12 protein-coding genes are annotated in these 14,320 nt (G+C 62.6%); 6 read left to right on the forward strand and 6 right to left on the reverse strand.

Going from position 1 to position 14,320, the window contains the following annotated elements; translation table 11 throughout:
• The first annotated feature begins 58 nt into the window (after positions 1 to 58).
• Positions 59 to 931: an NAD(P)-dependent oxidoreductase gene (locus ACGYLQ_RS05870; RefSeq protein ID WP_394441087.1), complete on the forward strand. Its 873-nt coding sequence runs from the start codon at positions 59 to 61 to the stop codon at positions 929 to 931.
• 87 nt (positions 932 to 1,018) lie between these two features.
• Here the strand turns inward: ACGYLQ_RS05870 and ACGYLQ_RS05875 are convergent, their stop codons facing one another.
• Positions 1,019 to 1,585, reverse strand: a complete 567-nt coding sequence (locus tag ACGYLQ_RS05875) for a YSC84-related protein (protein WP_209218849.1) — start codon at positions 1,583 to 1,585, stop codon at positions 1,019 to 1,021.
• Between the two features lie 126 nt (positions 1,586 to 1,711).
• Positions 1,712 to 2,716: a porphobilinogen synthase gene (gene hemB / locus ACGYLQ_RS05880; RefSeq protein ID WP_394441090.1), complete on the reverse strand. Its 1,005-nt coding sequence runs from the start codon at positions 2,714 to 2,716 to the stop codon at positions 1,712 to 1,714.
• A 119-nt stretch (positions 2,717 to 2,835) separates the two neighbouring features.
• Here hemB and ACGYLQ_RS05885 point away from each other — a divergent pair, with 119 nt between their 5' ends.
• Positions 2,836 to 3,363, forward strand: a complete 528-nt coding sequence (locus tag ACGYLQ_RS05885; protein WP_136720314.1) for a component of SufBCD complex — start codon at positions 2,836 to 2,838, stop codon at positions 3,361 to 3,363.
• A 31-nt stretch (positions 3,364 to 3,394) separates the two neighbouring features.
• Positions 3,395 to 6,865 (forward strand): transcription-repair coupling factor, encoded by a 3,471-nt coding sequence (gene mfd / locus ACGYLQ_RS05890; protein ID WP_394441091.1) that lies wholly within the window; start codon positions 3,395 to 3,397, stop codon positions 6,863 to 6,865.
• 19 nt (positions 6,866 to 6,884) lie between these two features.
• Here mfd and ACGYLQ_RS05895 read toward each other — a convergent pair whose 3' ends face one another.
• Both ACGYLQ_RS05895 and ACGYLQ_RS05900 read right to left on the reverse strand, forming a co-directional pair.
• Positions 6,885 to 8,090, reverse strand: a complete 1,206-nt coding sequence (locus tag ACGYLQ_RS05895) for a multidrug effflux MFS transporter (RefSeq protein ID WP_209218961.1) — start codon at positions 8,088 to 8,090, stop codon at positions 6,885 to 6,887.
• Between the two features lie 148 nt (positions 8,091 to 8,238).
• The gene (locus ACGYLQ_RS05900; RefSeq protein WP_394441093.1) at positions 8,239 to 8,883 is read right to left on the reverse strand and encodes a DsbA family oxidoreductase; all 645 of its coding nucleotides are present in this window, start codon (positions 8,881 to 8,883) and stop codon (positions 8,239 to 8,241) included.
• Between the two features lie 102 nt (positions 8,884 to 8,985).
• On the opposite strand from ACGYLQ_RS05900, the gene ACGYLQ_RS05905 reads away from it, so the two are divergent.
• Positions 8,986 to 9,609, forward strand: a complete 624-nt coding sequence (locus tag ACGYLQ_RS05905; RefSeq protein WP_067262060.1) for a helix-turn-helix domain-containing protein — start codon at positions 8,986 to 8,988, stop codon at positions 9,607 to 9,609.
• Here ACGYLQ_RS05905 and ACGYLQ_RS05910 read toward each other — a convergent pair.
• Complete coding sequence (locus tag ACGYLQ_RS05910) at positions 9,598 to 11,328, reverse strand: extracellular solute-binding protein (protein WP_394441251.1); 1,731 nt, start codon at positions 11,326 to 11,328, stop codon at positions 9,598 to 9,600. The genes ACGYLQ_RS05905 and ACGYLQ_RS05910 overlap by 12 nt on opposite strands.
• Before the next feature lie 393 nt (positions 11,329 to 11,721).
• Between ACGYLQ_RS05910 and ACGYLQ_RS05915 the strand changes: the two genes are divergently transcribed.
• Together ACGYLQ_RS05915 and ACGYLQ_RS05920 are read left to right on the forward strand one after the other, a co-directional pair.
• Complete coding sequence (locus ACGYLQ_RS05915) at positions 11,722 to 12,507, forward strand: 3-hydroxybutyrate dehydrogenase (RefSeq protein WP_247744649.1); 786 nt, start codon at positions 11,722 to 11,724, stop codon at positions 12,505 to 12,507.
• Positions 12,508 to 12,512: 5 nt separating this feature from the next.
• Positions 12,513 to 13,547 (forward strand): patatin-like phospholipase family protein, encoded by a 1,035-nt coding sequence (locus ACGYLQ_RS05920; RefSeq protein WP_394441253.1) that lies wholly within the window; start codon positions 12,513 to 12,515, stop codon positions 13,545 to 13,547.
• On the opposite strand, the gene ACGYLQ_RS05925 is transcribed toward ACGYLQ_RS05920, so the two are convergent.
• Positions 13,527 to 14,279, reverse strand: a complete 753-nt coding sequence (locus ACGYLQ_RS05925; RefSeq protein ID WP_394441095.1) for a DUF502 domain-containing protein — start codon at positions 14,277 to 14,279, stop codon at positions 13,527 to 13,529. The genes ACGYLQ_RS05920 and ACGYLQ_RS05925 overlap by 21 nt on opposite strands.
• Positions 14,280 to 14,320: the final 41 nt, after the last annotated feature.

The following is a 14,320-nucleotide window of genomic DNA, read 5'->3' on the forward strand; positions in this document are numbered from 1 at the left end:
CGCAGGGTGGTAGGTGTAGTGACAGGGAATAACGCAACTGAATGACAAGGAAAAGCACATGGCAAAGCTCGCGTTTTTGGGACTGGGGGTCATGGGGGCTCCGATGGCGGGGCATCTGCAAAAGGCGGGCCACGATGTGACCGTCTACAACCGCACCGAAGCCAAGGCGGACGACTGGGTGAAAACCTATGGCGGCGCCATGGCCAAGACCCCGCGTGCGGCGGCAAAGGATGCGGATTTCCTGATCGCCTGCGTGGGCAATGACGACGATCTGCGCTCGGTCTGTTTGGGGGAAGACGGGGCCTTTGGCGGCATGACGGCGGGGGCGATCTTTGTCGATCACACCACCGTTTCGGCGGCCGTGACGCGTGAGCTTTATGCCGCCGCCGATGAGGCGCAGGTGAGCTTTGTCGACGCGCCGATCTCGGGCGGTCAGGCGGGTGCGGAAAACGGCCAGTTGTCGATCATGTGCGGCGGCGACGAAGGCGCTTTTGACCGGGCGCTGCCGATCATGGAGGTCTACGCGAAAATCTGCCGCCGCATTGGGGAGAGCGGCGCAGGCCAGATGACCAAGATGTGCAACCAGATCGCCATCGCGGGGCTGGTGCAGGGCCTCTCTGAAGCGCTGCATTTCGCCGAGAAGGCGGGGCTTGATGGCCGCGCGGTGGTCGAGGTGATCAGCCAAGGTGCGGCAGGCTCATGGCAGATGGAAAACCGCTATGAGACCATGCTCGACGACAAGTTCGATCACGGCTTTGCAGTGGATTGGATGCGCAAGGATTTGGGCATCTGTCTCGATGCGGCGGATGAGACGGGGGCGAGCCTGCCGGTGACCGCGCTGGTCGATCAGTTCTACAAGGACGTGCAGAAGATGGGCGGCGGGCGTTGGGATACGTCGAGCCTGTTCAAACGGTTGCAGAACCTCGGGTAACCCGCGACGGGCAGCTTTGCCCATCGCCCCAAACAAAAACGCCCGGCTTAAAGCCGGGCGTTCGCTTTCCGCAGGCGCGGGTGCCCCTTAGGGAATGATCCGCGTGTATTTCGTGCCTTCCAGCGTCGCGCCGATGCGTAGGCCCGCGCGGCCAAAGACGGCGGCCAGAACCGGGGCCATCACGGTCGTGGTATCGGCGTTCACGCTGTCGCCCTTGTCGGAGATCACGTATTCCAGCCCGGCACCCGCGGCCCAGCCCGGCGAGCGGCGGAATTCGCGCAGGGCGGGTTCGGTCATGAAGAACAGCACATGCGCATATTGCTGCGCGCCGATCTGCAAGCCGCCCGAGGCTTTGGTCACCGAATAATAGTCCACCGTCACGTCGTTCACGCGCAGCGCGCCGCGCCCATAGGCACCGCCAAAGCCGAGGCCCGCTTCCGTCACCAGCGGCATGACCAACATGCCATTGGCCTTTTCGGCCAATTGCCGGGTGTTGGGATAGCCGCGGTACATCTCGGCCAGTGTTGCATCCACGCGCGCGTCGATCATCGCGCTGCCGCGTCCGCCCACGCCATTGCCGCAGGCCGCGGTCGCGCCGAGCGCCGAGAGGGCGCCCAATGTCACGAAGCGCCGGTTGTATGTCTGATTGGTCATCTTTTCTGCCTGTATATTCAAGATCGGTTGCCTGCTGCCGGTTTTCCCGACTTATGCGGGAGATTACGCATAATCACGCGGCTTGTCATGTTGATTGGCCCCTTTGCGCAGATTTACGCCCTTAGGTCACGCGCTTTTGAGCAAAAGCCGGGCGACATCGGGGGCGAAATAGGTCAGCACGCCGTCGCAGCCCGCGCGTTTAAAGGCCAGAAGGCTCTCCATCATCGCGCGTTCGCCGTTGATCCAACCTTGGTCTGCCGCGCCCTTGATCATGCTGTATTCGCCCGAGACCTGATAGGCGAAGGTCGGAGCGCCGAAGGCGTCTTTCACCCGGCGGCAGATATCAAGGTAGGGCATTCCCGGTTTCACCATAACCATATCCGCGCCTTCCGAGAGGTCGCGCGCCACCAGCCGCAGCGCCTCGTCACTATTGGCCGGATCCATCTGATAGGTCTTCTTGTCGCCGGTCAGGGCCGCAGAGGCGCCAACCGCGTCGCGGAAGGGGCCGTAGAAGGCGCTGGCGTATTTGGCGGCGTAGCTCAGGATCATCACATCTTGATGCCCGGCCTCTTCGAGACCTGCGCGGATCGCGCCGATGCGCCCGTCCATCATATCCGAAGGCCCGATGATATCCGCCCCTGCTTCGGCCTGTGCCAGCGCCATCTTGACCAGCGCCTCGACCGTGCGGTCATTCACGATTATGCCGTCTTCGACGAAACCGTCATGGCCGTTGATGTTATAGGTATCGAGCGCCACATCGGTCATCACCACCATCTCCGGCACCGCCTCTTTGATGGCGGCGATGGCGCGGTTGGTGGCGTTCTGCGGATCCCATGCGCGGGCGCAATCCTCGGTCCGGTCCTCAGGCCCGGTGTAGGGGAAGACGCAGACCGTGCCGATGCCCAGATCCGCGGCTGCGCGCACCGCCGGGACCAAGGTGTCGACCGAGCGGCGCATGACACCGGGCATGGAGGGGATCGGCTCTTCCACGCCTTCGCCTTCGCGCACGAAAACCGGCCAGATCAGATCGCCCAAGTGCAGGTCATTCTCGCGCACCAGCGCGCGGATACCGGCATTGGCACGGGTGCGGCGCAGGCGTGTGGCGGGGAAGGGGGCGTGGACGGGTTGCATCAATTATACCTCAGAATGGCTCGGCAAGGGCTTGCCATGTATTTTTGAACGCCTCAACCCTATGAATTGTCGCGCCGGACCGCTAAGAGATCCGAACTCAATATTCGGACGAGCACGCCTTGGACTGGTATCAAACCCTTTTCGAAATGATCGACATGCGCTCTTTCTCGAACCTTTGGTTCTGGATCGCGCTGGCTGTGATGTGGTCAACGGCAAGCCACTGGGTGCTGGGCGTGCCCTTCGACATGGTCCTGCGCGCCCGCCGCTATGGCGGAGAGGCCGAGGCCGATCTGGAAGACATCGTGCGGATCAACGTGAACCGAATGCTCTATATCTCGCAGGTCTCGGGGCTGTGGCTCTTGGGGCTGGGGTTCTTCGCGTTGACCTCTCTGGTGCTCTTGGGGTTCGTCTATGGCATCGAATTCGCCCAAGCCTTGCTGCTCTTGGGTTTTCCCATGTCGCTGGTGGGGCTTTTAAGCCTGTCGACCGCGCGGCTCATTCGCATCGAAGGCTCAACCGGTGAGGTGCTGCGGCGGCGATTGATGCGGCACCGGCTTTACACCCAGATCATCGGCATGGTCTCGATCTTCGTGACCGCGCTTTGGGGAATGTATCAAAATCTAAGCATCGGCCCGCTGGCGGGTTGACAGCCCCCCTCCGAGGGCCAATTGAGACCCGATGAACGATCCGCGCAATATCACCCTCTCCGGCGTTCCCGAAGGCTATGATGCCCGCGCCATCCTCGATGAAATCGCCAAGGGCGGCCAGCCGGTGGTCCATGTGGCGCGTGATGACAAACGCATGGCGGCGATGCAGGCCGCCTTGCGGTTCTACGCCCCCGACATGCCGGTCGTCACCTTCCCGGGCTGGGATTGTCTGCCCTATGACCGGGTGTCACCCAACGCCGATATCTCGGCCCGGCGGATGGCGACGCTGGCGGCGCTGGTGCATGGGATGCCCGATCAGTTCGTCCTGCTGACGACCTTGAACGCGGCCAGCCAACGCATCCCCGCCCGCGACACCCTGCGCGACGCGGCCTTTGCCGCCCGCGTGGGCAGCCGGATCGACGAAAAGGCGTTGCGCGCGTTTTTGGTGCGCATGGGCTTTGTGCAAAGCCCCACGGTGATGGAGCCGGGCGACTACGCCGTGCGCGGCGGGATTATCGACATTTACCCGCCCGGCGATCTTGGCCCGGTGCGGCTTGATCTTTTCGGCGACGTGCTGGATGGCGCGCGGCGGTTTGATCCGGCGACGCAGCGGACCACTGAAAAGCTTGATCTGGTCGAGCTTGCCCCGGTGAGCGAGGTCATCCTCGACGAGGCGGCGATCACCCGGTTCCGGCAGAACTACCGCATCGAGTTTGGCGCCGCTGGCACCGATGATCCGCTTTACGAGGCAATCAGCGCGGGCCGCAAACATCAGGGCGCGGAGCATTGGCTCGCGTTTTTCCACGACGATCTGGAAACGCTTTTCGACTATCTGCCCAAGGCCACGGTCACTCTAGACGATCAATTGACCCCGATGCGGATTGCGCGGTGGGAAACCATCGAAGACCAGTATGAGACCCGCAAACTGGCGATGAAGACGCGCTCGAAGATGGACAGCGTGTACAAACCTGCCCCACCTGAGGGGCTGTACCTGACCGATGAGGCTTGGACCCAAGCGTTGCTGGATCATCGGGTGATCCAGTTCAACCCGCTGCCGCAGCCCACGGGGCCGGGGGTGCTGGATGCAGGCGCGCGGCTCGGGCGCAATTTCGCCCCTGAGCGTCAGCAGGAATCCGTTAGCCTTTTCGGTGCTTTGGCCGCGCATATTAAAGCAAAGCTTGAAGTTGGGCCGGTGCTGATCGCCAGCTACTCCGAAGGCGCGCGGGAGCGCCTGACCGGGCTGATCGAAGACGAAGGTCTGGCCGAGGCGATCCCGGTGATGGATGCCACCCGCATCGGCAAGCGCGGGCTGCATCTGGCGGTTTGGGCGCTGGAACATGGGTTCGAGGCGCCGGGGATGACGGTGATCTCAGAACAGGACGTGCTGGGCGACCGTCTGATCCGTGCGCCAAAACGCAAGCGCCGGGCCGAGAACTTCTTGACCGAGGCGCAAAGCCTCAGCCCCGGCGATCTGGTGGTTCATGTCGACCACGGCATCGGGCGCTATCACGGGATGGAGGTCGTTACCGCCGCAGGCGCCGCGCATGAGTGCCTTGTGCTGGAATATGCCGAACAGTCAAAGCTTTACCTGCCGGTGGAGAATATCGAACTGCTGTCGCGCTACGGGCATGAGGAAGGGCTTCTCGACAAACTCGGCGGCGGCGCATGGCAGTCGAAAAAGGCCAAGCTCAAAGAGCGCATTCGCGAGATGGCGGACAAGCTCATCCGCATTGCCGCCGAACGCAGCCTGCGTAAGGCGCCCGTGCTCGACCCGCCGCCGGGGATGTGGGACGCATTCTCGGCCCGTTTCCCTTACACGGAAACCGACGACCAGCTCCGCGCCATCGGTGATGTGATCGACGATCTGACCTCCGGCAACCCGATGGACCGTCTGGTCTGCGGCGATGTGGGGTTCGGCAAGACCGAGGTGGCGATGCGCGCGGCCTTCGTCGCGGCCATGTCGGGCGTGCAGGTCGCGGTGATCGCGCCGACGACCCTGCTCGCGCGGCAGCACTACAAGAGCTTCGCGGAACGCTTCCGCGGCTTCCCGATCAACGTCCGTCAGCTTAGCCGGTTCGTCTCGGCCAAGGAAGCAGCGGCGACGCGTGAGGGGATGGCCAAGGGCACGGTCGATATCGTGATCGGCACTCATGCGCTGCTGGCAAAGGGGATTCGTTTCAACGACCTCGGCCTGTTGATTATTGATGAAGAACAACACTTTGGCGTCACCCATAAGGAGCGGTTGAAGGCGCTGCGCACGGACATCCATGTGCTGACCCTGACCGCCACGCCGATCCCGCGGACCTTGCAACTGTCGCTCACCGGCGTGCGCGATCTGTCGATCATCGGCACGCCGCCCGTGGACCGTCTGTCGATCCGCACCTATGTCAGCGAGTTCGACGCGGTGACCATCCGCGAGGCGCTCTTGCGCGAGCATTACCGCGGCGGACAGAGCTTCTACGTGGTGCCGCGCGTCAGCGACCTGCGCGAGATCGAAGAGTTTTTGAAGGCGCAACTGCCCGAGCTTTCTTACGTCGTGGCCCACGGCCAGATGGCGCCGGGGGAGCTCGACGACCGGATGAACGCTTTCTACGACGGAAAGTTCGACATTCTGTTGGCCACGACCATCGTGGAATCCGGCCTCGACATTCCCACCGCCAACACGATGATCGTGCACCGCGCGGATATGTTCGGGCTGGCGCAGCTTTACCAGATCCGGGGCCGGGTGGGGCGCTCAAAAACGCGCGCCTATGCCTATCTCACGACCAAGCCACGCGCCAAACTGACCGACACGGCCCAGAAGCGCCTGCGGGTGCTGGGCAGCCTCGACACGCTCGGCGCGGGCTTCACGCTGGCGTCCCAAGACCTCGACATTCGTGGTGCGGGCAACCTTCTGGGCGAAGAACAGTCCGGCCAGATGCGCGACGTGGGTTTCGAGCTTTATCAGTCCATGCTGGAAGAGGCGATTGCCAAGATCAAGGCAGGCGAGCTTGAGGGGCTGTCCGAGGCCGACGAGCAATGGGCGCCGCAGATCAACCTTGGCGTGCCGGTGCTGATCCCCGAGGACTATGTGCCCGATCTTGACGTGCGGCTTGGCCTCTACCGTCGTCTCAGCGAGCTTTCGACCAAGGTCGAGCTGGAAGGCTTTGCCGCCGAGTTGATCGACCGTTTCGGCAAGCTGCCGAAAGAGGTCAACACGCTGATGCTGGTGGTGCGGATCAAGGCGATGTGCAAACGCGCCGGGATCGCCAAGCTTGATGGCGGGCCGAAGGGGGCGACGATCCAGTTCCACAACGACAAATTCGCCTCGCCCGAGGGGTTGGTGAAGTTCATTCAGGATCAGCGCGGGCTTGCCAAGGTCAAGGACAACAAGATCGTCGTGCGCCGGGATTGGAAGACGGATGCCGATAAGATCAAAGGCGCCTTTGCCATCGCACGCGACTTGGCCGAACATGTGATCGCCAAGGAAAAGACCGCAAAAAAGGCCAAGGCGAAGGGCTAAGCCCTTCGAAAGGCGGCGGTTATTCCGCCGCCGCCGGCTGCCGGTTCTCCACCCGCCCCATGTAGAGCATCAGCGCATAGGCCGCGATTGCCATCAGCAGCATGGCCAGCGCCAGCGGCTTGGTCGTGCCGTCGAACATCAATCCCACTGGGGAGGCGATCAGCGCTGCCAGCACGGTGGAAATTGCCCCCACGACCGAAGCCGCCATGCCTGCGATATGGCCCATCGGCTCCATCGCGATGGCGTTGAGGTTGCCCAATGTCAGCCCCGCTTGGAAGAACAGGCAGGTCTGGAAGAACACGAAGGCGGCGAAGCCGTAAGGGTCGGGCAGGGCGCCGAGGTTGAGGAAATACATGGCGCCCGACAGCAGGATTTGCACGCCCAAGGCGATGGTCACCAGCCGCCGCATGCCGTAGCGGACGACCAAAAGCGCGTTGATCAGGCTGGCGCTGGCCGCCACCACGGCGATGCCGCCGAACCACAGCGGGAAGCTTTCGCCGCGCCCATAGACGGTGTCATAGATCGGCTGCACCAGCATCAGCATCGAGAAGAGCATCGCCATGGCGAGCGACTGCACGAGGATCGACAGGCGCACCGTGGGGTGACCCACCAACTCGCGCACCGCGCCAATGATCAGCCGTGCGCGCAGCGGGCGCCGGTCTTCGGGGGCGAGGGTTTCGGGCAGACGCAGGGCCATCCAGATGACCGAGATGAGCGAGAAAGCCATGAAGGCGATGAAAATCGCGCGCCAGCCCGCCGTCAGGATGATCCCCGCGCCCAGCATCGGGGCCAAGGCAGGCACCAGCGCGAAGACCATCATCACCACCGACATGATCCGCGCCATCTCGCGCCCCGCATAGAGGTCACGAATGATCGCCACGGCCACCACACGCGGGCCAGAAGCGCCAAGCCCTTGGAAGATGCGTGCTACGAGCATGACTTCGAGTGAGTTGCTCATCCAAGCGACGAAGGCCGAAAGACAATAGAGCGCCGCCCCGCCGAAGACCACGTTGCGGCGGCCGAATGCATCCGACAGCGCGCCGCTAAAGAATGTGCCCAGCCCCATGCCCAGCACGAAGGCTGTCAGGATCAGCGGGGCGCGGTGGGCCATCTCGGGCGAGAGTTCCGCCGCGATCTCGGGCAGGGCGGGCAGCATCGCATCGATGGAAAAGGCGATGGTGGCGATCATCATCGCGATAAGGCCGACGAATTCGATCCGCCCCATGGAGAATTTTGGATTTTCGGTGGTCACGAAGGCGCACTCCGGCGATTGTCCCGAACGGCGGATCCGTTTGGGCAGGATTCAGGGAATAACTTGTGGTTGCGCTCTCGATAGTCGAGAACGCTTAACTTGGCAATGATTGCCGCCCTGTTTAGCCCTGCTGATTGGTCAGATCGGCAATGACCTGCGCCCATAGCTCGGGCGGTTGCGCGCCGGGAACGGCATGGGTGTTGGCAACGATGAAGGTCGGCACCGAGTTCACGCCCATCTTGCGGCTATGGGCATCACGGTCGCGGATGTCCTGCGCATCGACATCGGATTTCAGCAGGCGGGTGACCACGGCGGCGTCCATCTCGATACTGTCGGCGATATCGGCCAGTACCTCGGCGTCACCGATATCGCGGGCATCGACGAAATAGGCTTTGAAAAGGGCAGAGACGGCTGCGGTCTGGCGGCCTTCGATCCCGGCCCAGTGGATCAGACGGTGCGCATCCAGCGTGTTGGGCGTGCGCTGCATGGCCTCGAAGTTGATCTTCAGCCCGGCCTTCTCGGCATGTTCCACGACCGGTGCATAGGCGCGCACGGCGCCTTCCTTGCCGCCGAACTTACGTTCAAGATAGCTGCGCCGGTCCATGCCTTCGCGCGGCATCTCGGGGTTGAGCTGGAACGGGTGCCATTCGATGGCAAAGGGATGGTCGGGGTGGTCTTGCAATGCGCGGTCCAGATGGGCCTTGCCGATATAGCACCACGGGCAGATCGGGTCTGACATGATATCGAGTTTGATCGCTTCGGCCATGATGCGCCCCATCTATTGCTGCGCAACGGGCATAGCGGGCCGGGGCCGGTATCGCAAGCGGGCAGCGTTGCAAGCGCCCCATGGCGCGGCTATAGCAGGTCCATGACAGATACGCCGCCCCGATCCCTGATCCAGATCGCCCGCGAAAGCGGCGCGAGCGAGACCGCCCCGCCGGTCGACCTTGGCGCAAGGGTGCGCGAGTTGCGCAAGGCGCGCAATTGGACGCTGGAACAGGCCGCGCGGCAGGCGGGGCTGGCGCGCTCCACCCTGAGCAAGATCGAGAACGGGCTGATGTCGCCCACCTATGACGCGCTGAAAAAGCTCGCCGTGGGGCTGGAGATCACCGTGCCGCAGCTTTTCACCCCGCCCGCGGGGGAGAAGATCACCGGTCGCATGGCCGTGACCCGCGCCGAGGAAGGCGCGCCCAAGGCCACCGGCACCTATGAGCATGTGCTGCTGGCCGACGCCTTGCGCAAGAAGCAGATGCTGCCCTACCGCGCCCGCATCCGCGCCCGCCGGATGGAGGAATTCGACGGCTGGGTGCGCCATGACGGCGAGGAATTCCTCTATGTGCTGACCGGCATGGTGCGGCTGTTTACCGAGTTTTATGAGCCCGTCGACATGCGCCGGGGCGATAGCGCCTATTACGACGCCACCATGGGGCATAACGTTGTCTCGCTCAGCGATGAGGATGCGACGATCCTCTGGGTGACCTCACTGGTCTGACCCCTCCGCCGGTTGCCACCACCAGACCTCGGGCATGAAGTTCGGCCCATCGCCGTAAAGCGGGATCGTCTCGGGGTAGGCCATGCGCGCGTCATGGGCGATCAGCCCTTCGTCGAACTGCCAAAAGGGGATGACATAGCGCCCTGCGGTGAGGATACGGTCGAGCGCGCGGGTCGCGGCGACGAAATCCGCCGTTTCGCGGGCCTGCAACATCCTGTCGATCATCGCATCCACCGCCGGAGAGCGCACGCCCATGAGGTTGCGCGTGCCGGGCAGATCGGCGGCCTCCGACCCCCAGTAGAAACGCTGCTCTGTACCGGGGCTGAGCGACAGGGCGCGGCGGAAGGTTGTCATGTCGAAATCATAGCTGTTCTGCCGTGCGACGAATTGCGCATCATCCACGGTTTCGATCTCGGCGGTGATGCCAAGTCGCTTGAGGGCCTGCGTGTAAAGCTCTGCAATCGCTAGGTTTTCACGGCTTCCCTTGGACAGAAGGATGGTAAAGGTCAGCGGCGTGCCGTCGCCCCGGCGCATGACGCCGCCTTCGGCCTCATAGCCTGCGGCATTCAACTGCTGCATCGCGGCGCGGATGCCCGCACGGTTGCGGGCAGAGCCGTCACCCACCGGCAGCCGATAGCCATCCACCGTGCCGGGCGGCAGCGTGTCGGCGTAATCGGCCAGCAGATCGAAAACCCGCCCCGACGCCGGACCGTCGCGCATGGCAAGGTCGGAGTTCGAGAAATAAGAGGTGATCCGGGGCAGGGTGCCGCCGGTAAGCGTCTCGTTAATATACTCGAAGTTGAAGGCCGAAATAAGCGCGTCGCGCACCCGCCAATCGTCGAAAGGCGCGCGGCGGGCGTTCATGACAAAACCGGTCATGCCCGAAGGTTTGCTATGCGGGAAGGTCGATTTCACCACCTCGCCGCGGGTGATCGCAGGGAAGTCGTATTGCGTGGCCCAAGTCTCGGCGTTGAATTCGCGCACGGCTGAGATTTGACCGGCCTTGAAGGCTTCGAAGAGCACATTGGCATCGCCGTAGAAGTCGATCTTTACCTCATCGTAGTTATGCGTGCCTTGGCGAAAGGGCACCTCTGCACCCCAGTAATCGGAATTGCGCGTCAGCGTGACATGGCGGCCCGCCTGATAGTCGGTGATGGTATAGGGGCCGCTGCCCAAGGGGATTTCGGACAGGGGGGCATTGGCAAAGTCCCGCCCCTCCCATTGCGCCTTGCTGAGGATGGGGCGCATCCCGGCGAGCAGGGCAAGCTCGCGGTTGTCGCTGTTGAAAGTCATCCGCAGGCTGCGCGGGCCGGTCTGTTCGATGCTGTCGATCTGCTGGCGCAGCCCGTGGTAGCGGGGATGGCCTTCGGTGCCGAGCAGATCGAAAGAAAAGATCACATCCTCGACGGTGACGGGCGTGCCATCGGAAAACCGCGCCTCCTCGCGCAGGGTGAATTCCACCCAAGAGCGGTCCTCGGGCACCTCGATCGTCTCGGCCAGCAGCCCGTAAAGCGCGAAGGGTTCATCCCAGGACCGCCCCATCAAGGTCTCATGGGTGAAATGCGGCAACTGCCAAGGCGCGGTGCCCTTGCGGACGAAGGGGTTGAGGCTGTCGAATCCCCCGGTATTGCCCAGCACGATCTCACCCCCCTTGGGGGCTTCGGGGTTCACATAAGGAAGGGCGTCAAAATCGGTCGGCAGATCAGGCTCGCCATACATGGCGATTCCATGTTGCGGGGCGGCCCATGCCGCCCCCGAGAGCAGAATCAGTGAAGAAAGGGCCGCAACGCCCCGTGCTTTCGAGAAAAATTCCCAGCTCATTTTTGAAACAATCACGATCTGCCCTTATTTTGTTGGAGTTATTCCATACCCGCGGATTCTCGCCTTATCAAACTTTTAGCTTGGATTGTGAGCGTGAAAGGCGTATACAGAGGTCACTGCTCGATAGGTTTCTTGCCTGTATGAAACCTGCCTCAATAACTTACGCCCGCCTCGCGCGGGCGTTTTTTTTGGCCAATTTTCACCGACCCTTAAGCTCCTTCGCGCAAACCCTTTCCCTTTGGCGCGCGCGCAGTACATGATGCAGGCGCAGCATGAACAAGGAGACGCGCCATGGCTTTCACCATCGACCTGTCCGGCAAGACAGCCGTCATCACGGGATCGAACTCTGGAATCGGACTGGGCATCGCCTGGGAATTGGCGCGCGCCGGGGCCGATATCGTGTTGAACTCTTTTACCGATGACGAGGCGGATCATGCGCTGGCGCAGGAGATTGCGCAGACATGCAACGTAACCGCCCGCTACATCAAGGCCGACATGTCCAAGGGGGCGGACTGTCGGCGTTTGATTGCCGAAGCCGGGGTCTGTGACATTCTGGTGAACAACGCGGGCATCCAGCATGTCGCGCCAATCCCTGAGTTTCCGGCCGAGAAATGGGACGCGATCATCGCGATCAACCTGTCGTCAGCCTTTCACACCACCGCCGAGGCTTTGCCGATGATGCGCAAGGCGGGGTGGGGCCGGGTGATTAACATCGCCTCGGCCCATGGTCTGACGGCATCGCCCTATAAATCCGCCTATATCGCCGCGAAACACGGGATTGTCGGCCTAAGCAAGACCACAGCGCTGGAGACGGCGAAAGACCCGATCACCTGCAACGCCATTTGCCCCGGCTATGTGCTGACCCCGATCGTCGAGAAACAGATCCCCGACACCATGAAGGAATACGACATGAGCCGCGAAGAGGTGATCGAACAGGTCATGCTCACCCGGCAGCCGTCGCGCGAATTCGCCACTGTTGAACAGATGGGCGGCACGGCAACCTTCCTATGCTCGGATGCAGCGGCGCAGATCACCGGCACGACGATCAGCGTCGATGGCGGCTGGACGGCCTTGTAAGCGCCGTGGCGGTCAAGAAACGCATCAACCTTGCCCTCCAAGGTGGCGGCGCGCATGGCGCTTTCACTTGGGGGGTGCTCGACCGGCTGTTGCAGCAGGACGATCTGGATATCTGCGGGATCTCGGGCACCTCGGCGGGGGCGCTGAACGGGGCGGCGCTGAAATCGGGGATGATCTCGGGCGGTCGCGCGGGCGCACGGGAGAACCTTGATTGGCTTTGGGCGCAGGTCTCTGGCATTTCGGACCTGCGGCTGTCCCATTGGCTGGCGCCTTTCGGTTTGGACAAGCTCAGTCAGGCGATGGAATATTCGCTGCCCATGGCAATCTCGGATTCGCTGACGCGAGTCGTGTCGCCCTATGCTTACGGCCCGTTCTATCGCAATCCGCTCGAAGATGTCGTGGCGCGGTTCGATTACGGCAAAGTGGGCGCGCATAAGCCGCCGTTCTTTTTCGTCTGCGCCACAAGGGTCCGCAACGGCAAGATCCGGGTGTTTGAGGGGGATGAGATCGGGCCTGATGCCTTGCTTGCCTCAGCCTGTCTGCCGACGATCTTTAAGGCGGTTGAGATTGACGACGCCCAGACCGGCCAGCGCGAGGCGTTTTGGGACGGGGGCTATACCGGCAACCCGGCGCTGTTTCCGCTGTTCCGCGATGACCTGCCCGAAGATATCGTGGTGGTGAACATCAACCCGCTCGACCGCGAAGACCTGCCGGTCACGCCCCAGCAAATCCAGAACCGGATCAATGAGATCAGCTTTAATTCCAGCCTCTTGCGCGAGATGCGGGCGATTGACTTCGTTCAGCGGCTGATTGCGGATGGCACCCTGCCGGAGGGGCGGATGAAGCGGGTGCACATGCATATGATCGCCGATGACGCGCTGATGGCGCAGCTGTCGGTGGCGACGAAACTGATGCCCAACCCGGCGGTGATCCGGGCGCTGCATGAGGCAGGCATGGCGGCGGCGGATCGGTTTCTAGAGGAGCACTTCGACGATCTGAATCAGCGCAGCAGCGTCGATCTACCCGCGATGTTCGGCTGAGCTTTCGGGGTCCGACAGCGCCAGCGCCTCGGGCAGATCAGCACCGGGGCGCGGCGGATAGACCAGCCCGGCAGAGATCACCAGCTTCGCCGCGTCTTCGACGCTCATATCGAGTTCGATCACATCCTCCCGCGGCAGGAACAGCAAGAAGCCCGAGGTCGGGTTCGGCGTGGTCGGCAGAAAGACCGAGAGCATCTCGCCCCCCGCGTTGGTGCGGGCCAAGACCTCTCCCTTCGCCTCGGTCGAGATAAAGCCAAGCGCCCAGATGCCGCGCCGGGGGTATTCGATCAGGCAGGCGGTCTCAAAGCTTCGCTCGGACTGGGCGAAGATCGTCTCGGAAATCTGTTTGATGCCGGAATAGATCGTCCGAACGACGGGGGTGCGTTCCACCAGACTTTCGGCGAAGCGGATCATCGAACGGCCAATCAGCCCTTTCGCAGCCCAGCCCACCATGACGGTGAAGATCAGAAAGATCACCACCCCAAGGCCACGCACGTTGAACTGCATCGACGGGTCGAGGCCCAAGAAATCTTGGAGCAGCCGGTCGGGATGGTAGGCTTTGGGCACCAATGGCAGCACGAAACCGTCGATCCAGCCGACCACGCTCCAGATCAGCCAGATGGTCAGCCCGACAGGCGCAATCACGACCAGACCGGTCAGGAAAGACGCGCGTAGCCTTGCGACAAGGCTACGCCGAACCTGCGTTGGGTCGGGATCAAAAGGTGTGTTCATCTGCGCCGTTTTCCGAAGAGTTAATCGCAACATAGCTAAGG

The sequence above is a fragment of the Sulfitobacter sp. 1A12779 genome (genome assembly GCF_043557315.1).
Lineage (GTDB): Bacteria > Pseudomonadota > Alphaproteobacteria > Rhodobacterales > Rhodobacteraceae > Sulfitobacter > Sulfitobacter faviae.

Coding starts and splice junctions, on each gene's coding strand:
- ACGYLQ_RS05870 (WP_394441087.1), top strand. CDS start 59: ATGGCAAAGCTCGCGTTTTTGGGACTGGGGGTCATGGGGGCTCCGATG.
- ACGYLQ_RS05875 (WP_209218849.1), bottom strand. CDS start 1,585: ATGACCAATCAGACATACAACCGGCGCTTCGTGACATTGGGCGCCCTC.
- hemB (WP_394441090.1), bottom strand. CDS start 2,716: ATGCAACCCGTCCACGCCCCCTTCCCCGCCACACGCCTGCGCCGCACC.
- mfd (WP_394441091.1), top strand. CDS start 3,395: ATGAACGATCCGCGCAATATCACCCTCTCCGGCGTTCCCGAAGGCTAT.
- ACGYLQ_RS05895 (WP_209218961.1), bottom strand. CDS start 8,090: ATGGGGCGGATCGAATTCGTCGGCCTTATCGCGATGATGATCGCCACC.
- ACGYLQ_RS05900 (WP_394441093.1), bottom strand. CDS start 8,883: ATGGCCGAAGCGATCAAACTCGATATCATGTCAGACCCGATCTGCCCG.
- ACGYLQ_RS05905 (WP_067262060.1), top strand. CDS start 8,986: ATGACAGATACGCCGCCCCGATCCCTGATCCAGATCGCCCGCGAAAGC.
- ACGYLQ_RS05910 (WP_394441251.1), bottom strand. CDS start 11,328: ATGTATGGCGAGCCTGATCTGCCGACCGATTTTGACGCCCTTCCTTAT.
- ACGYLQ_RS05915 (WP_247744649.1), top strand. CDS start 11,722: ATGGCTTTCACCATCGACCTGTCCGGCAAGACAGCCGTCATCACGGGA.
- ACGYLQ_RS05925 (WP_394441095.1), bottom strand. CDS start 14,279: ATGAACACACCTTTTGATCCCGACCCAACGCAGGTTCGGCGTAGCCTT.